This window comes from Paraburkholderia phosphatilytica, assembly GCF_003443895.1.
GTDB classification, from domain to species: Bacteria; Pseudomonadota; Gammaproteobacteria; order Burkholderiales; family Burkholderiaceae; genus Paraburkholderia; species Paraburkholderia phosphatilytica.
Genome location: NZ_QQOA01000070.1, coordinates 1 through 19,080, shown reverse-complemented (window position 1 = coordinate 19,080; position 19,080 = coordinate 1). Strand labels below are relative to the sequence as shown.

Annotated in this window: 14 protein-coding genes and 1 tRNA gene; all 15 read right to left on the bottom strand. The window is 61.2% G+C overall.

The window, feature by feature from the left end; genetic code table 11:
• Positions 1-312, bottom strand: a 312-nt coding sequence (locus DVS29_RS35565; protein ID WP_240655969.1) for a GTP-binding protein, incomplete at its 3' end; no start/stop codon positions are given.
• A gap of 49 nt (positions 313-361) precedes the next feature.
• Positions 362-2,464, bottom strand: coding sequence for an elongation factor G (gene fusA / locus DVS29_RS35560; RefSeq protein WP_118185837.1), 2,103 nt, complete (start codon positions 2,462-2,464; stop codon positions 362-364).
• Between the two features lie 121 nt (positions 2,465-2,585).
• The gene (gene rpsG / locus DVS29_RS35555; RefSeq protein ID WP_006053291.1) at positions 2,586-3,056 is read right to left on the bottom strand and encodes a 30S ribosomal protein S7; all 471 of its coding nucleotides are present in this window, start codon (positions 3,054-3,056) and stop codon (positions 2,586-2,588) included.
• Positions 3,057-3,248: 192 nt separating this feature from the next.
• On the bottom strand, positions 3,249-3,629 hold the full coding sequence (rpsL, locus tag DVS29_RS35550) for a 30S ribosomal protein S12 (protein ID WP_006053290.1): 381 nt from the start codon (positions 3,627-3,629) through the stop codon (positions 3,249-3,251).
• A 222-nt stretch (positions 3,630-3,851) separates the two neighbouring features.
• Positions 3,852-5,699 carry a DNA helicase RecQ gene (gene recQ, locus DVS29_RS35545; RefSeq protein ID WP_118185835.1) on the bottom strand — a complete coding sequence of 616 codons (1,848 nt, stop codon included), beginning with the start codon at positions 5,697-5,699 and terminating at the stop codon, positions 3,852-3,854.
• A gap of 274 nt (positions 5,700-5,973) precedes the next feature.
• On the bottom strand, positions 5,974-10,215 hold the full coding sequence (gene rpoC, locus DVS29_RS35540; RefSeq protein ID WP_118185833.1) for a DNA-directed RNA polymerase subunit beta': 4,242 nt from the start codon (positions 10,213-10,215) through the stop codon (positions 5,974-5,976).
• Between the two features lie 21 nt (positions 10,216-10,236).
• Entirely contained in the window at positions 10,237-14,343 is a 4,107-nt protein-coding gene (gene rpoB, locus DVS29_RS35535) for a DNA-directed RNA polymerase subunit beta (protein WP_118185831.1), read from the bottom strand.
• Between the two features lie 371 nt (positions 14,344-14,714).
• Positions 14,715-15,095: a 50S ribosomal protein L7/L12 gene (rplL, locus tag DVS29_RS35530; protein ID WP_118185829.1), complete on the bottom strand. Its 381-nt coding sequence runs from the start codon at positions 15,093-15,095 to the stop codon at positions 14,715-14,717.
• A 63-nt stretch (positions 15,096-15,158) separates the two neighbouring features.
• Complete coding sequence (gene rplJ, locus DVS29_RS35525) at positions 15,159-15,656, bottom strand: 50S ribosomal protein L10 (protein ID WP_118185828.1); 498 nt, start codon at positions 15,654-15,656, stop codon at positions 15,159-15,161.
• Between the two features lie 309 nt (positions 15,657-15,965).
• Positions 15,966-16,664, bottom strand: a complete 699-nt coding sequence (rplA, locus tag DVS29_RS35520; RefSeq protein WP_118185826.1) for a 50S ribosomal protein L1 — start codon at positions 16,662-16,664, stop codon at positions 15,966-15,968.
• Positions 16,665-17,096, bottom strand: coding sequence for a 50S ribosomal protein L11 (rplK, locus tag DVS29_RS35515; protein ID WP_118185824.1), 432 nt, complete (start codon positions 17,094-17,096; stop codon positions 16,665-16,667). It abuts the gene before it with no gap.
• Between the two features lie 147 nt (positions 17,097-17,243).
• Positions 17,244-17,801 carry a transcription termination/antitermination protein NusG gene (nusG, locus tag DVS29_RS35510; RefSeq protein ID WP_118185822.1) on the bottom strand — a complete coding sequence of 186 codons (558 nt, stop codon included), beginning with the start codon at positions 17,799-17,801 and terminating at the stop codon, positions 17,244-17,246.
• A gap of 1 nt (position 17,802) precedes the next feature.
• Entirely contained in the window at positions 17,803-18,183 is a 381-nt protein-coding gene (gene secE, locus DVS29_RS35505) for a preprotein translocase subunit SecE (RefSeq protein ID WP_118185820.1), read from the bottom strand.
• A 34-nt stretch (positions 18,184-18,217) separates the two neighbouring features.
• Positions 18,218-18,293 (bottom strand) — tRNA-Trp (locus tag DVS29_RS35500).
• A 63-nt stretch (positions 18,294-18,356) separates the two neighbouring features.
• On the bottom strand, positions 18,357-19,080 hold a 724-nt coding region (locus tag DVS29_RS35495), incomplete at its 5' end, for an EF-Tu C-terminal domain-related protein (protein ID WP_240655968.1).

The window sequence follows — 19,080 nt, the reverse complement described above, 5'->3', positions numbered from 1 at the left end:
CAGGATCGCGCCGTCCATCTGCGCTGCACCCGTGATCATGTTCTTCACGTAGTCGGCGTGGCCCGGGCAGTCAACGTGCGCGTAGTGACGGTTGGCCGTCTCGTACTCCACGTGCGCCGTGTTGATCGTGATGCCGCGCGCCTTTTCTTCCGGCGCCGCGTCGATCTGGTCGTACGCCTTCGCTTCGCCGCCGAACTTCGCGGTCAGCACCGTCGTGATCGCCGCCGTCAGCGTGGTCTTGCCGTGGTCAACGTGACCGATCGTGCCCACGTTCACGTGCGGCTTGGTCCGTTCGAATTTACCCTTAGCCATGTTTCTCTTCTTTCAAAAAAGGTTGATCTGAAATGACTCAGCCGAACGATTACTTCGCTTTCGCGTTGATGATCGCTTCGGAAACGTTACGCGGAGCTTCAGCGTAATGCTTGAATTCCATCGTATACGTTGCACGGCCCTGCGTGAGCGAACGCAGCGACGTCGAGTAGCCGAACATTTCCGACAGCGGCACTTCGGCGCGCACGATCTTGCCGCCGCCCACCATGTCGTCCATGCCTTGCACGATGCCGCGACGACCCGACAGGTCGCCCATCACGTTGCCCATGTAGTCTTCCGGCGTTTCCACTTCCACGGCCATCATCGGCTCGAGGATGACCGGGCTCGCCTTGCGCATCGCTTCCTTGAACGCCATCGAACCGGCCATGCGGAATGCATTTTCGTTCGAGTCGACGTCGTGGTACGAACCGAACGTCAGGTGAACCTTGACGTCGACGACCGGGAAGCCCGCGAGCACGCCCGCCTTCAGCGTTTCCTGGATGCCCTTGTCGACAGCCGGGATGTACTCGCGCGGAATCACGCCGCCCTTGATCTCGTCGAGGAACTCGTAGCCCTTGCCCTGCTCGTTCGGCTCGAGCGTGATGACCGCATGGCCGTACTGGCCGCGACCACCCGACTGCTTGACGAACTTGCCGTCGACGTCTTCCGCCTTCGCACGGATCGTTTCGCGGTAAGCAACCTGCGGCTTGCCGACGGTGGCTTCCACGCCGAATTCGCGCTTCATGCGGTCGACCAGAATTTCAAGGTGCAGCTCGCCCATGCCCGAGATGATCGTCTGGCCCGATTCTTCGTCCGTCTGAACGCGGAACGACGGATCTTCCTGCGCGAGACGATTGAGCGCGATGCCCATCTTTTCCTGGTCGGGCTTCGTCTTCGGCTCGACTGCCTGCGAAATCACCGGCTCCGGGAAAATCATGCGTTCCAGCACGATCGGGAAAGCCGGGTCGCACAGCGTATCGCCGGTCGTTGCGTCCTTCAGGCCGACTGCGGCAGCGATGTCGCCTGCGCGCACTTCCTTGATTTCTTCGCGCTGGTTGGCGTGCATCTGAAGAATACGACCCAGACGTTCCTTCTTGTCCTTCGTCGCGTTCAGCACCGTGTCGCCCGAATTCACCACACCCGAATACACGCGGAAGAAGATCAGCTGACCGACGAACGGGTCGGTCATGATCTTGAATGCCAGGGCCGAGAACTTTTCGTCGTCGGCTGCGCGGCGTTCGGTCTTCTCACCGTTTTCGAGTTCGCCCGTGACCGGGGGGATATCCACCGGCGACGGCAGGAAGTCGATCACAGCGTCGAGCATGCGCTGCACGCCCTTGTTCTTGAACGCAGTGCCACACAGCATCGGCTGGATTTCGCACGCGATGGTCCGGTCGCGGATCGCCTTGACGATTTCCGCTTCGGTCAGCTCTTCGCCGCCGAGGTACTTTTCCATCAGCTCTTCGCTGGCTTCAGCAGCCGACTCGATCATCTTCTCGCGCCACTCGTTGCACGTGTCGACGAGGTCGGCCGGGATGTCGACGTAGTCGAACTTCGTGCCTTGCGACTCTTCGTCCCAAATGATCGCTTTCATCTTCAGCAGATCGACGACGCCCTTGAACGACTCTTCCGAGCCGATCGGCACCACGACGGGCACCGGGTTCGCCTTCAGGCGGGTCTTGAGCTGGTCGTAGACCTTGAAGAAGTTCGCCCCGGTACGGTCCATCTTGTTGACGAACGCAAGACGCGGCACCTTGTACTTGTTCGCCTGGCGCCACACCGTTTCCGACTGCGGCTGCACGCCGCCGACCGCGCAGTACACCATGCACGCGCCGTCGAGCACGCGCATCGAACGCTCCACTTCGATCGTGAAGTCGACGTGCCCCGGGGTGTCGATGATGTTGATGCGGTGTTCCGGGTAGTTGTTACCCATACCCTTCCAGAAGGCCGTGGTCGCCGCGGACGTAATCGTGATGCCGCGCTCCTGCTCCTGCTCCATCCAGTCCATGGTTGCAGCGCCGTCGTGCACTTCACCAATCTTGTGGTTCACGCCGGTGTAAAACAGAATGCGCTCGGTCGTCGTCGTTTTGCCGGCGTCGATGTGAGCGCTAATACCGATGTTGCGGTAGCGCTCGATAGGTGTCTTGCGAGCCACTTTGATCCTCTATGGGGATTGGCAGTATGGGAAAAGCCCATAGCGCCCTAACACAAACGGGCGAGGCGCCTGGAAGCGCACCCGCCCGGAATTTCTTTCCGTTCGACCCTGGACGGGACGCTTAGAAACGGAAATGCGAGAACGCCTTGTTGGCTTCCGCCATCCGGTGCACTTCGTCGCGCTTCTTCATCGCGCCGCCGCGGCCTTCTGCGGCCTCGGACAGTTCACCAGCCAGGCGCAGGGCCATGGACTTCTCGCTGCGCTTCTTCGCAGCCTCACGCAGCCAACGCATCGCCAATGCCATACGACGCGACGGACGCACTTCGACCGGAACCTGGTAGTTCGCACCACCAACGCGACGGCTCTTCACTTCGACCACCGGCTTCACGTTGTTGAGCGCCACCGTGAACACTTCCAGCGGGTCCTTGCCACCCTTGGTCTGGATCTGTTCGAAAGCGCCGTACACGATGCGCTCGGCAACCGACTTCTTGCCGGAGAGCATCAGCACGTTCATGAATTTTGCAACATCAACGTTACCGAACTTCGGATCCGGCAACACTTCCCGCTTGGGGACTTCGCGACGACGCGGCATGTTTCTTCCTTTACCTTTTCAGTTGGAGCTCGCTTGAGCCCCGCGGCCACCAACTAACCCGATTCATCCGTTACGACTTACCAGCCCGGTCGGGTGACCACTTACTCGACAGCACCGGCCAATCCGGCACCACCGCAATTACCGCCTTTGCAGGCGACCTGAAATCACTGAACTGCTACAGCAAGCCGGCGATTACTTGCCAGCCTTCGCACGCTTCGCGCCGTACTTCGAGCGAGCCTGCTTACGATCCTTGACGCCCTGGGTATCCAGCGAGCCGCGAACCATGTGGTAACGCACACCCGGCAAGTCCTTCACACGGCCGCCGCGAATCAGCACGACCGAGTGTTCCTGCAGGTTGTGGCCTTCACCACCGATGTACGAAATGACTTCGAAGCCGTTCGTCAAACGAACCTTGGCGACCTTACGCAGTGCCGAGTTCGGCTTCTTCGGCGTCGTCGTGTACACACGGGTGCACACGCCGCGACGCTGGGGGCAGTCCTGCAAGGCCGGCGACTTGCTCTTCGTCGTTTCCGACGTGCGGCCTTTGCGAACCAGTTGATTGATGGTTGGCATTGTTTATTCCTGAAATTGAACAAAATCGACGCATCCATTTCCGGGCAAAGCGAAAACGGGGCGTATCGAGTTCCGGGACCCAGGAGGCTTGCAGCCACAAAAGACGTGCGCAAACACCCCGGAAACCGGAACCCAGCATAATAGTGCGGAAAACCTAACTGCGTCAATAGCTTGCACCGGAGCCGACGCCGGAAACGATCGCGACGCGCAATCGGAGGAGGCTTACTCCGCGCCCACCACCTCCAGAATCTCGTCGCCGAAACGATCGAGTTTGCGGGCGCCCATTCCCGGGATATGGCGCAGATCGTCGAGCGAATCCGGCGCGCCGCGGGCGATCTCCGCAAGCGTCGCATCGTGGAAGATCACGTAGGCGGGCACACCATCGTGCTTCGCCGTTTCCGTGCGCCACGCGCGCAGGCGGTCCCAGCGCGCCCGTTCGCGGGGGCTCATACCGGCTGTCGGGTCGGCGCGCTCGCTGGTGCGGCCCGAAGACTGACGCGTCCGCGCGGGCTTCACGTAGCGCCGCATCGTGATGCTCTGCCCGCCTTTGAGCACGGGCTTGCTCGCTTCGGTCAGCACCAGCGATCCGAATCCCTCGTGGTCGACGGCCAGCAGCCCGAACGCGACGAGCTGCCGGAAAATCGCCCGCCATTCGGGCTCCGAGAGCGCAGCGCCGATACCGAAAGTGCTGAGCTTCTCGTGGCCGCGCTGGAGGATCTTTTCGTTGCTGCTCCCACGCAGGATGTCGATCAGATGCCCGGCGCCGAAGTTGAATCCGCTCGCACGCTGCGCGCGGAAGACGCACGACAGCGCCATCTGCGTCTCGCGCGTCGCATCCCATGTCGCCGGCGGCTCGAGGCAGGTATCGCAGTTGCCGCACGGCCTGCCTTCCTCGCCGAAGTACGCGAGCAGCCGCACGCGGCGGCACGATGCCGTCTCGCACAGCCCGAGCAGCGCGTCGAGCTTGCCGGTCTGCACACGCTTGTGCACATCGTCGGCCTCGGACTCGTCGATCATCTTGCGCTGCTGCACGACGTCGCCGAGCCCGTAGGCCATCCACGCGTTCGCGGGCAAACCGTCGCGGCCGGCGCGGCCGGTTTCCTGGTAGTAGCCTTCGACGCTCTTCGGCAGATCCAGATGCGCGACGAAGCGCACGTCAGGCTTGTCGATGCCCATACCGAACGCGATCGTCGCGCACATCACGACGCCCTCTTCGCGCTGGAACCTCTCCTGATGTTCCTGACGCACGCCAAACTCCATGCCTGCGTGATAAGGCAGCGCGCGGATGCCCTGCCCCTTCAGCCACTCGGCTGTTTCCTCGACCTTGCGGCGCGACAGACAGTACACGATGCCCGCATCCGTCGTGCCGTCGGCACGCGTATGCTCGGCGCGAATGAAGTCGAGCAGCTGGGAGCGGGCGTTGTCCTTTTCGACGATGCGATAGCGGATATTCGGCCGGTCGAAACTCGACACGAAGATCTGCGCGTCGTCGAGCGCGAGCCGGTGGACGATCTCCTCGCGGGTGATCGCATCCGCGGTCGCGGTGAGCGCAATGCGCGGCACGGACGGAAAACGCTCGTGCAGCACCGACAGCTGGATGTATTCGGGCCTGAAGTCATGACCCCATTGCGACACGCAGTGCGCCTCGTCGATCGCGAAGAGGTTGATCTTCACGCGTTCGAGGAGCTCGAGGAAGCGCGGCGTCATCAGCCGCTCAGGCGCGACGTAGAGCAGATCGATTTCGTCGTTGCGCAGTGAGCGCTCGATCGCCGCCGCTTCGGCGCCGCTCAACGTGGAGTTCAGATACGCGGCGCGCACACCGACTTCGGTCAGCGCGGCGACCTGATCCTGCATCAGCGCGATCAGCGGCGACACCACGATGCCGGCGCCGAGCCCTCGCTCGCGCCGCACGAGCGACGGAATCTGGTAGCACAGCGACTTGCCGCCGCCCGTCGGCATCAGCACCAGCGAGTCGCCGCCGGCGGCTACGTGCTCGACGATGTCGCCCTGCTGCCCCCGAAACGCGGGATAACCGAATACTTCGTTGAGAACTTCGAGGGCACGGGACATGAATTCGACTGGAAACGGGGCGAAACGGGATAACTGGCGATTTTAGAACTTCGTCCGCGGGAACAAACGCGGCACGCGCATGAATTTTACCAACGCAACGCGGATTGCCCAGGGGCCTGGACGAACGTTGACCATCCGGCCGATGAAAAACGGATTCATGCCGGAAAGCGGACGAAAAAAAACCGCCCGATTCGCATCGGACGGTTTTCTGATCGGCCGGTCGACTACCCGGCCGTCGTGCTGGGCACTGCAGCGCGGCTTGCGCCGCGCGGCCTTACTCGTTGCTGTGCGACTGCTGCTCCGCAGCGGGCGTTTCCGGCGTACCGAAATCGAACGCTTCTTCCGCAGCGATCTGGTCGAAACGCTCGCGATCCGACGTTTCCTTGCTCTTGCGCGCCTTGTGGAACGCAAGGCCGGTACCGGCCGGAATCAGACGACCGACGATCACGTTTTCCTTCAGGCCACGCAGATCGTCGCGCTTGCCCATGATCGCCGCCTCGGTCAGCACGCGCGTCGTTTCCTGGAACGATGCGGCCGAGATGAACGAGTCGGTCGACAGCGACGCCTTCGTGATACCGAGCAGCACGTTCTCGTACGTTGCCGGGCGCTTGTCTTCCGCGTTCATCTTGTCGTTTTCGTCGAGCATGTCCGACCGCTCGACCTGTTCGCCAGGGATGAAACGCGTATCGCCGTTGTCGGTGATCTGCACGCGGCGCAGCATCTGACGCACGATGACTTCGATGTGCTTGTCGTTGATCTTCACGCCCTGCAGACGGTACACGTCCTGCACTTCGTCGACGATGTAGCGCGACAGCGCCTCGATACCCTGCAGACGCAGGATGTCGTGCGGATCCGCCGGACCGTCCACGATCATTTCGCCCTTGTTGACGACCTGAGCATCGTGCACCAGAACCTGCTTTTCCTTTGCGATCAGGAACTCGTGCTGATTGCCCTCGAGGTCCGTGATAACAAGACGCTGCTTGCCCTTCGTGTCCTTACCGAACGACGTCGTACCGGTGACTTCCGCAAGAATGCCGGCGTCCTTCGGCGAACGCGCTTCGAACAGTTCCGCGACACGCGGCAGACCGCCGGTAATGTCACGCGTCTTCTGCGCTTCGGTCGGGATACGTGCGAGTACTTCACCCACCTGCACCTGCTGGCCGTCCTTCACGGTGATCAGTGCGCCGACCTGGAAGCCGATCTGCACTGCGTGTTCCGTGTTCGGAATCTTCACTTCGTCGCCGCTTGCGTCGAGCAGTTTCACCTGCGGACGCACGCTCTTCGAAGCTTGCGAGCCACGGCGCTTCACGTCGATCACGACGAGGGTCGACAGACCCGTCACGTCGTCGATCTGCTTCGCGACCGTCACGCCTTCCTCGACGTTTTCGAACTTCACCGTACCGCCGTACTCGGTGATGATCGGACGCGTCATCGGATCCCACGTGGCGAGCTGCGTGCCGGCCTTGATCTGCGCACCGTCGAGCTGCAGCAGCGTCGCGCCGTACGGCACCTTGTGACGCTCGCGCTCGCGGCCGTGATCGTCGGCGATGATCGCTTCGCCCGAACGCGAAATGACGATCTGCTCGCCCTTCGCATTCGTCACGTAACGCATCGTCGCCGTGAAGCGGACCGTACCGTTGCTCTTCGCTTCGACCGACGAAGCCACTGCCGCACGCGATGCCGCACCACCGATGTGGAACGTACGCATCGTCAGCTGCGTGCCCGGCTCACCGATCGACTGCGCTGCGATCACGCCAACCGCTTCGCCGACGTTCACGAGCGAGCCGCGGCCGAGGTCGCGGCCATAGCACGCTGCGCACAGGCCGTAACGCGTTTCGCAGGTGAGCGGCGTACGCACGCGCACTTCGTCGATGCCGAGGCGTTCGATGTCTTCGACCGCCGTTTCGTCGAGCAGCGTGCCCGATTCGTACAGCGTTTCCTGCGTTTCCGGATTGACGACGTCCGCCACCGCGACGCGGCCGAGAATCCGGTCGCGCAGCGCTTCGACGACTTCACCGCCTTCGACCAGCGCCTTCATCGCGACACCGTTCGACGTACCGCAATCGTCTTCCACCACGACCAGATCCTGCGTCACGTCGACGAGACGACGCGTCAGGTAACCCGAGTTCGCAGTCTTCAGTGCCGTATCAGCCAGACCCTTACGTGCACCGTGGGTCGAGATGAAGTACTGCAACACGTTCAGACCTTCGCGGAAGTTCGCGGTAATCGGCGTTTCGATGATCGAGCCGTCCGGCTTCGCCATCAGGCCGCGCATACCGGCGAGCTGACGAATCTGCACCGCGGAACCACGCGCACCCGAGTCGGCCATCATGTAGATGGAGTTGAACGACTCCTGACGCGTTTCGTTGCCGTCGCGATCGACCACCGGCTCCGTCGACAGCTGCTCCATCATCGCCTTGCCGACCGCTTCCGACGTCGCCGACCAGATGTCGACCACGTTGTTGTAGCGTTCCTGCGCGGTGACGAGACCCGACATGTACTGACGGTCGTATTCCTTCACCTTCTTCGCGGCGTCGCCGACGATGGTTTCCTTCTGCGGCGGCACGAGCATGTCGTCCACGCAGATCGAAATGCCGGCGCGCGTTGCGAGGCGGAAGCCCGACTGCATCAGCTGGTCCGCGAAGATCACCGTTTCGCGCAGACCGCACTTGCGGAACGCGGTGTTGATCAGACGCGAGATTTCCTTCTTCTTCAGCGGCTTGTTCAGCACCGTGAACGGCAGACCCGGCGGCAGGATTTCCGACAGGATCGCGCGGCCGACCGTCGTCGCGTACAGCGAGATCTTCGGCACGAACTGCGGCGCACCTTCCGACGTGTCTTCGTTGCGGACCATTTCGGTGATCCGCACATTGACGCGCGATGCGAGCTCGACTTCCTTGTTCTCGTACGCACGCAGCACTTCGGACACGCCCGTGAACGACAGGCCTTCGCCCTTCGCGTTCACCGCTTCACGCGTCGCGTAGTACAGGCCGAGCACGATATCCTGCGACGGCACGATCGACGGATCGCCGTTTGCCGGAAACAGCACGTTGTTCGACGCGAGCATGAGCGTACGCGCTTCCATCTGCGCTTCGAGCGACAGCGGAACGTGAACGGCCATCTGGTCGCCGTCGAAGTCGGCGTTGAACGCCGCGCACACCAGCGGGTGCAGCTGGATTGCCTTGCCTTCGATCAGCACCGGCTCGAACGCCTGGATGCCCAGACGGTGCAGCGTCGGCGCACGGTTCAGCATCACCGGGTGCTCGCGGATCACCTCTTCGAGGATGTCCCACACCACCGGCGTCTGGTTCTCGACTTCCTTCTTCGCGGCCTTGATGGTCGTCGCGACGCCCATCGTTTCCAGCTTGTTGAAGATGAACGGCTTGAAGAGTTCGAGCGCCATCAGCTTCGGCAGACCGCACTGATGCAGCTTCAGCGTCGGGCCGACCACGATGACCGAACGGCCCGAGTAGTCGACGCGCTTACCGAGCAGGTTCTGACGGAAACGACCGCCCTTGCCCTTGATCATGTCGGCGAGCGACTTCAGCGGACGCTTGTTCGCGCCCGTCATCGCCTTGCCGCGACGACCGTTGTCGAGCAGCGAATCGACGGCCTCCTGCAGCATCCGCTTTTCGTTGCGGACGATGATTTCCGGCGCCTTCAGCTCGAGCAGGCGCTTCAACCGGTTGTTACGGTTGATCACGCGGCGGTACAGGTCGTTCAGGTCCGACGTCGCGAAACGGCCGCCATCCAGCGGCACGAGCGGACGCAGTTCCGGCGGCAGCACCGGCAGCACTTCGAGCACCATCCAGTCCGGCTTGATGCCCGAACGCTGGAAGGCCTCGAGCACCTTCAGGCGCTTCGCGTACTTCTTGATCTTCGCTTCGGAACCGGTGTTCTTCAGCTCCGTGCGCAGCGTCTCGACCTGCTCGTCGATGTTGATCGCGCGCAGCAGTTCGCGCACGCCCTCCGCGCCCATTTCGGCACGGAATTCGTCACCGTACTCTTCGACCTTGTTGTAGTAATCCTCTTCCGTCATGATCTGCCGCGCTTTCAGCGGCGTCATGCCCGGATCGATCACCACGTATGCTTCGAAGTACAGCACGCGCTCGATGTCGCGCAGCGTCATGTCGAGCACCATGCCCAGACGCGACGGCAGCGACTTCAGGAACCAGATGTGCGCAACCGGCGAAGCCAGTTCGATGTGGCCCATGCGCTCGCGGCGCACCTTCGCCAGCGTCACTTCGACGCCGCACTTCTCGCAGATCACGCCGCGGTGCTTCAGGCGCTTGTACTTGCCGCACAGGCACTCGTAGTCCTTGATCGGCCCGAAGATCTTCGCGCAGAACAGGCCATCCCGCTCCGGCTTGAACGTGCGGTAGTTGATGGTTTCCGGCTTCTTCACTTCGCCGAACGACCACGAACGGATCTTGTCCGGCGAGGCCAGACCGATCTTGATCGCGTCGAAAACTTCTTCTTGTTGGACTTGCTTGAATAGATCGAGCAGAGCTTTCATTGCCTTCTCTCCGTAGTCCGATTAGTTGCGGTCGAGGTCGATATCGATACCGAGCGAGCGGATTTCCTTCACCAGCACGTTGAAGGACTCCGGCATGCCTGCATCGATCACGTGATCGCCCTTGACCAGGTTTTCGTACACCTTGGTCCGGCCGGTCACGTCGTCCGACTTCACCGTCAACATTTCCTGCAGCACATACGACGCGCCATAAGCTTCAAGTGCCCACACTTCCATTTCACCGAAACGCTGGCCACCGAACTGCGCCTTGCCACCCAGCGGCTGCTGCGTGACGAGCGAGTACGGGCCGGTCGAACGGGCGTGCATCTTGTCGTCGACCAGGTGGTGCAGCTTCAGGTAGTGCATGTAGCCCACTGTCACCGTGCGCTCGAACGCTTCACCCGTGCGGCCGTCGTACAGACGCACCTGGTTCTTCGACTTCGTCATGCCGAGGTTCTGCGCGATGTCGTCCGGGAACGCCAGATCCAGCATCGCCGACATTTCCTCTTCCGTCGCGCCGTCGAACACCGGCGTCGCGAACGGCACACCTTCGCGCAGGTTCTTCGCCAGTTCGACGATGTCGTCGTCCGAGAAGGTATCGAGCTCTTCCGCACGACCCGACTCGTTGTAGATCTTCGTCAGGAACCTGCGCAGCTCTTCGACCTTCGTCTGACGCTGCAGCATTTCGCCGATGCGCCAGCCGAGACCCTTCGCGGCCCAGCCCAGATGCACTTCGAGCACCTGACCCACGTTCATCCGCGACGGCACGCCGAGCGGGTTCAGCACGACGTCGGCCGGACGGCCATCGGCCATGTACGGCATGTCTTCGATCGGCACGATCTTCGACACGACACCCTTGTTACCGTGACGGCCTGCCATCTTGTCGCCAGGCTGCAGACGACGCTTCACGGCGAGGTACACCTTGACCATCTTCAGCACGCCCGGCGGCAGTTCGTCGCCCTGCGTGAGCTTCTTGCGCTTCTCTTCGAACGCGAGATCGAACTGGTGACGCTTCTGTTCGATCGAGTCCTTGATCGCTTCGAGCTGCGCCGCTGCTTCTTCGTCCGCGAGGCGGATGTCGAACCAGTGGTAGTGGTCGAGATCTTCCAGGTAAGCCTGTTCGATCTTCGTACCCTTCGCGAGCTTCTTCGGGCCGCCGTTCGCGACCTTGCCGTCGAGCATGCGCGCGAGACGCTGGAACGCGTCGCCTTCCACGATACGCAGCTGGTCGTTCAGGTCGAGGCGATAGCGCTTCAGTTCATCGTCGATGATCTGTTGCGCGCGCTTGTCGCGCTGGATGCCTTCACGCGTGAACACCTGCACATCGATCACGGTGCCGCTCATGCCCGACGGCACGCGCAGCGACGTGTCCTTCACGTCCGATGCCTTCTCGCCGAAGATCGCGCGCAGCAGCTTTTCTTCCGGCGTCAGCTGGGTTTCGCCCTTCGGCGTGACCTTGCCGACCAGCACGTCGCCTGCTTCGACTTCCGCGCCGATGTACACGATGCCCGACTCGTCGAGACGGCCAAGCTGCACTTCCGCGAGGTTCGAAATATCGCGCGTGATTTCTTCCGGTCCGAGCTTCGTGTCGCGAGCCACGACGTTCAGTTCTTCGATGTGGATCGACGTGTAACGATCGTCGGCCACGACCTTTTCCGAGATCAGGATCGAGTCTTCGAAGTTGTAGCCGTTCCACGGCATGAACGCGACCAGCATGTTCTGACCCAGCGCCAGTTCGCCGAGGTCCGTCGATGCGCCATCAGCCAGCACGTCGCCGCGCGACACGATATCGCCGACCTTCACGATCGGACGCTGGTTGATGTTCGTGTTCTGGTTCGAACGCGTGTACTTGATCAGGTTGTAGATGTCCACGCCGACGTCGCCAGCAGCAGCTTCGTCGTCGTTCACGCGGATCACCATACGGCCTGCGTCGACATAATCGACCACACCACCGCGGAACGCCTGAACCGTCGTACCCGAGTCGACCGCCACGGTGCGCTCGATGCCCGTGCCAACCACGGCCTTTTCAGGACGCAGACACGGCACAGCCTGACGCTGCATGTTCGAACCCATCAATGCGCGGTTCGCGTCGTCGTGCTCGAGGAACGGAATCAGCGATGCTGCCACCGACACGATCTGCGACGGCGCCACGTCCATGTACTGGATGCGGTCCGGCGTGACCATCAGCGTTTCGCCCGCTTCACGCGACGACACCAGTTCGTCGGTGAGCGTACCGTCGTCGGCCACGGCGGCGTTAGCCTGCGCGATCACGTAGCGGCCTTCTTCGATCGCCGACAGGTAGTCGATCTGATCGGTCACCTTGCTGTCCACGACCTTGCGATACGGCGTTTCAAGGAAGCCGTATTCGTTCAGGTGCGCGTACAGTGCGAGCGAGTTGATCAGGCCGATGTTCGGACCTTCAGGCGTTTCGATCGGGCACACTCGGCCGTAGTGGGTCGGGTGCACATCACGCACTTCGAAGCCCGCGCGCTCACGCGTCAGACCGCCCGGGCCCAGTGCGGAAACACGGCGCTTGTGCGTGATTTCCGACAGCGGGTTGGTCTGGTCCATGAACTGCGACAGCTGCGACGAACCGAAGAACTCGCGGATCGCCGACGAAATCGGCTTCGAGTTGATCAGGTCGTGCGGCATCAGGTTTTCGCTCTCGGCCTGGCCGAGGCGTTCCTTGACTGCGCGCTCCACACGCACGAGACCGGCGCGGAACTGGTTCTCCGCCAGTTCGCCGACGCAACGCACACGACGGTTGCCGAGGTGGTCGATGTCGTCCACTTCGCCCTTGCCGTTGCGCAGATCCACGAGGATCTTGATGGTCGCGAGGATGTCGTCGTCCTGCAGCGTCATCGGGCCGACGATCTCGTCGCGGCCGACACGACGGTTGAACTTCATACGACCCACCTTCGAGAGGTCGTACGCGTCTTCGCTGTAGAACAGTCGATTGAACAGCGCCTCGACGGCTTCTTCCGTCGGCGGTTCGCCCGGACGCATCATGCGGTAAATCGCGATGCGGGCCGCGGTCCTGTCAGCCGTTTCATCGATACGCAGCGTCGACGAGATGTACGGACCCTGATCCAGATCGTTCGTATAGAGCGTCTGGATGTCCTTGATCTTCGCTTCGCGCAGCTTGTCGAGCACGCCTTCCGTGACCTCGTCATTCGCGCTCGCGATCACTTCACCCGTTTCACCGTCGACGACGTTCTTCGCGAGCACGCGGCCGAGCAGATAATCTTCGGGGACCGAAATGAATTTCGTCTTCGCGTTGTCGAGGTCGCGAATGTGCTTCGCGTTAATCCGCTTGTCCTTCTGTACGATGACGTTGCCATCGCGATCCGAAATGTCGAAACGCGCGACTTCACCGCGCAGACGCTCCGGCACGAACTCCATCTGCGCGCCTTCCGGCATCAGCGCAAAGTTGTCGAACACGAAGAAGTTCGCGAGGATCTGTTCCGGCGTCAGGCCGATCGCCTTCAGCAGGATCGTAACCGGCATCTTGCGGCGACGGTCAACGCGGAAGTACAGCACGTCCTTCGGGTCGAATTCGAAGTCGAGCCACGAACCGCGGTACGGAATGATCCGCGCGGAGAACAGCAGTTTGCCCGAGCTGTGGGTCTTGCCCTTGTCGTGTTCGAAGAACACACCCGGCGAACGGTGCAGCTGCGAGACGATCACACGCTCGGTGCCGTTGATGACGAACGAGCCCGTCGGCGTCATGAGCGGAATTTCGCCCATGTACACTTCCTGCTCCTTCACTTCCTTGACGACCGGCTTGCTCGGCGATTCCTTGTCGAGCAGAACGAGACGCACCTTGGCGCGCAACGCGGAGCAGTACGTCAGGCCGCGCTGCTGACATTCCTTGATGTTGAACGCCGGCGGCGACAGCATGTAGCTGACGAACTCGAGACGCGCGAAACCGTTGTGCGAGACGATGGGGAAAACAGACGTGAACGCCGCCTGCAGGCCTTCAGGCTTGCGTTGCGTGGCCGTTACGTCGGCTTGCAGAAACGTACTGAATGATTCAAGCTGGGTAGCCAGCAGGAAAGGTACTTGGTGAACGATGGGGCGTTTCGCGAAACTCTTGCGAATACGCTTCTTCTCGGTGAAGGAATATTGCATACGATCTCCGAATCACGGCGGGCATGTCGAGGCAGGAGTGCTCGACCTGCTACCCGAGTGTTCACCGACTGAGACCCGATGGCCGTCCGATGCGATGGCTTGAACGAGCCTTAGAAGCTTGGTGGTTGGCCGCTACCAACCGCTGGCTGACGGCAGCGGATGCCTGTGTTGCCCGCTACCCGACCAAACTTGCCTTCTGCAGTCGCTTCAGAAGACAAAGAGAATCGCCGGTCGGCATTACCGATGGGCGGTTTTCTTTGGCCTCTGGGACAACGTTTTGACCGATCCAACCGGCGCAAAAACGTGGTTCCCACAAAGCACAAAAAGGCCGGCGGTGAAAAACCGCCAGCCTTCCCACAGCGCGCTGAAACTTACTTGATTTCAGCCTTCGCGCCGGCTTCTTCAAGCTTCTTCTTCGCTTCTTCAGCCGCAGCCTTGGGCACCGCTTCCTTCACGGGCTTCGGTGCACCGTCGACCAGATCCTTCGCTTCCTTCAGGCCGAGACCCGTCAGTTCACGAACAGCCTTAATGACCGACACCTTGTTCGCGCCGACTTCCGTCAGGTTGACCGTGAACTCGGTTTGCTCTTCAGCAGCAGCTGCACCGCCGCCGCCTGCGCCCGCCGGGCCCGCCACTGCGACAGCAGCAGCCGACACGCCGAACTTTTCTTCGAACGCCTTGACCAGTTCGTTCAGTTCCAGAACCGACATCGAGCCAACGGCTTCGAGGATGTCTTCTTTTGCGATTGCCATTTGAAATACTCCTAGATTGAATTCGGATACAGCCAGCGACCTGTTTCGCTCGACTGAAGTACGTTAGGCGGCTTCGCCCTGCTTCTTTTCAGCCAGCGCGGCCAGAGCACGCGCGAAGCCGGAAACAGGAGCCTGCATAACGAACAGCAGCTTGGAGAGCAGTTCCTCACGGCTCGGGATGTTGGCCAGCGCTTGCACGCCTGCCTTGTCCATCACGTTGCCTTCATACGAACCAGCCCGGATAACCAGCTTGTCATTGCCCTTGCTGAAGTCGTTGACGACCTTCGCAGCAGCAATGGCATCTTCCGAGATGCCGTAAATCAGAGGACCAGTCATTTGCTCTGCCAGCGGAGCAAACGGGGTACCTTCGACGGCACGACGTGCCAGCGTGTTCTTCAACACGCGAAGGTAAACCTGCTGCTCACGCGCTTTCGCGCGCAGCTTGGTCAGATCGCCAACCGCGATTCCACGATACTCAGCCAGCACGATGGTCTGGGCCTTCGCGACCTGCGCGGAAACCTCAGCAACAACGGCTTGCTTGTCTTCTTTGTTGAGTGGCACGGTTAACCTCCAGATTCGATGCACGCTGCAACTGCTTTGTGCACCGGGTTCAACAGCGGCGTCCGACCAGTCAGGAGTATTTCAGTCGACCGCTGTCCGTACTGCATTCGGACATCGACCGGCTTCCAAACTTCAAAACCTTTTCGGGTTCGCCATCTGCGTTGGCCTGCATTAAGGCAATGCCTGACTGCTGCACTCCCGCCAACGGTCTTTGACAACCGGTTGCATGATCCACGCTGCGATCGCGCAACCGCCCAAAGCCCTTTAACGCCACCTCCGCCCGTCACGCGAGCCGAGGCGACAGATTCTTTACTGCGCGGCGATCGACGTCTGGTCGACGCGAACGCCGACACCCATCGTGCTCGACAGCGCAACCTTGCGCAGGTACACGCCCTTGCTCGTCGCCGGCTTCGCCTTTTGCAGGGCGTCGATCAGCGCGTTCAGGTTCGTGCGCAGCGCGGTCGGTTCGAACGAAGCACGGCCGATGGTCGCGTGGATGATACCGGCCTTGTCGACACGGAACTGCACCTGACCGGCCTTCGCGTTCTTCACGGCCGTCGCCACATCCGGCGTCACCGTGCCGACCTTCGGGTTCGGCATCAGGCCACGCGGACCGAGGATCTGGCCCAGCGTACCGACCACGCGCATCGTGTCCGGCGAAGCGATCACGATATCGAAGTTCAGGTTGCCGGCCTTGACCTGCTCGGCGAGATCTTCCATGCCGACGATGTCGGCGCCAGCTGCACGAGCTTGCTCAGCCTTTTCACCTTGCGCGAACACAGCAACGCGAACCGACTTACCCGTACCCGCGGGCAGCACCACCGAACCACGAACGACCTGATCCGACTTCTTTGCGTCGATGCCGAGCTGGACAGCCACGTCGATCGATTCGTCGAACTTCGCGCTCGCGCATTCCTTCACCAGCGACAGCGCTTCATCGATCGCGTACAGCTTTTGACGATCGACCTTGTTTGCAAATGCCTGCAAACGCTTGGACAGCTTAGCCATTTACACGCCCTCCACGGTGATGCCCATCGAGCGGGCGCTGCCAGCGATCGTGCGAACCGCTGCGTCCAGATCGGCTGCCGTGAGATCCGGCATCTTCGTCTTGGCGATTTCTTCTGCCTGGGCACGCGTGATCTTGCCGACCTTGTCGGTGTGGGGCTTGCTCGAGCCCTTATCGATCTTCGCTGCCTTCTTGATCAGAACCGTAGCCGGCGGCGTCTTCAGAATGAACGTGAAGCTCTTGTCGGCGAAGGCCGTGATCACGACCGGAACCGGCAGACCCGGTTCCATTGCTTGAGTCTGCGCGTTGAACGCCTTGCAGAACTCCATGATGTTCAGACCGCGCTGACCCAGTGCCGGGCCAACAGGCGGCGAAGGATTGGCTTTACCTGCAGGAATCTGCAGCTTGATAAAGCCGATGATTTTCTTTGCCATGTTGAAAACCTCTTTGGAACGCGTTAGCGTTCGAGTGAGTGATAGCGCGCTTTCGCGATGACCTGCTACTGACGCTCCTCAACGGCCATAACGCGGACCGTAAGCGCGAGGGCGGGCCGTGCACGCCGCACAACCCGTTGAATCTGGTTACAGCTTTTCGACCTGGCCGAATTCGAGTTCCACCGGCGTCGCGCGGCCGAAGATCGTGACGGAAACGCGAACACGCGATTTCTCGTAATTCACCTCTTCGACGCTGCCGTTGAAGTCCGTAAACGGACCGTCCTTCACGCGAACCATCTCGCCGACTTCGAACAGGGTCTTCGGGCGCGGCTTTTCCACGCCTTCCTGCATCTGCGACATGATTTTTTCGACTTCCCGCGGGGAAATCGGGCTCGGGCGATTGCGCGCGCCGCCAACGAATCCGGTCACCTTCGCCGTGTTCTTGACCAGGTGCCACGTTTCGTCCGTCATTTCCATCTCAACGAGCACATAGCCCGGGAAGAAACGACGCTCGGTCACCGACTTGTGCCCGCCCTTCACTTCAACCACTTCTTCGGTCGGAACGAGGATCTGACCGAACTGATCCTGCATGCCTGCACGCTCGATGCGCTCCTGAAGCGCACGTTGCACGCTCTTCTCCATTCCGGAGTAGGCGTGCACGACGTACCAGCGCTTTCCGCTCGGGGATGTCGGAGTGTCGCTCATATTATTTCCATCCCAGAATCACCGAGAAGATTACCCACTCGATGGACTTATCGCTGATCCACAGAAGCAACGCCATGATGAACACAAATGCGAACACCACAAGCGTCGTCTGGCTCGCTTCCTTGCGCGTCGGCCATACGACCTTGCGCACTTCCTTGTAGGAATCTTTGGAGAAAGCAATGAATCCCTTGCCGGGCGCGGAGAGAAGACCGACGGCAACACCCGCAATCACACCGACAGCCAGAGCTGCCCCGCGGACGTACCATTCCTGGCCACTTAGCCAGAAGAACCCCACGAATCCGGCCACGACCAACAATACGCCGACGACGAGCAGCAGCTTGTCACCAGAAGTATTTACAGTTTCGATGGATGGATTCGCCATAACACTCTAAGCAGCGCCACAGAAGACGCAAAGTTGGCAGGGGCAGAGGGAATCGAACCCCCAACCTTCGGTTTTGGAGACCGACGCTCTGCCAGTTGAGCTATACCCCTAAACCATGAGGGGTTGACGCAATCGCCAACCCCGAAACAACCGATCAACGAGAACTAGCTGGCTTACTCGATGATCTTGGCGACGACACCTGCGCCGACGGTACGACCGCCTTCACGGATGGCGAAACGCAGACCTTCTTCCATGGCGATCGGGGCGATCAGCTTCACCGTGATCGACACGTTGTCGCCCGGCATCACCATTTCCTTGTCCTTCGGCAGCTCGATCGAGCCCGTCACGTCCGTCGTACGGAAGTAGAACTGCGGACGGTAGTTGTTGAAGAACGGCGTGTGACGGCCGCCTTCGTCCTTGCTCAGCACGTACACTTCAGCCGTGAAGTGCGTGTGCGGCGTGATCGAACCCGGCTTGGCCAGCACCTGGCCACGCTCCACGTCTTCACGCTTCGTGCCGCGCAGCAGGATACCCACGTTGTCGCCCGCCTGACCCTGATCGAGCAGCTTGCGGAACATTTCCACGCCCGTGCAGGTCGTCTTCGCCGTCGCCTTGATACCGACGATCTCGATTTCCTCGCCGACCTTCACGACGCCACGCTCCACACGACCCGTCACCACCGTGCCGCGACCCGAGATCGAGAACACGTCTTCCACCGGCATCAGGAACGCGCCATCCACCGCGCGCTCCGGCGTCGGGATGTACGTGTCCAGCGCGTCGGCCAGGTTCATGATCGCCACCTCGCCCAGCTCGCCCTTGTCGCCTTCCAGCGCCAGCTTCGCCGAACCCTTCACGATCGGCGTGTCGTCGCCCGGGAAGTCGTACTTCGACAGCAGC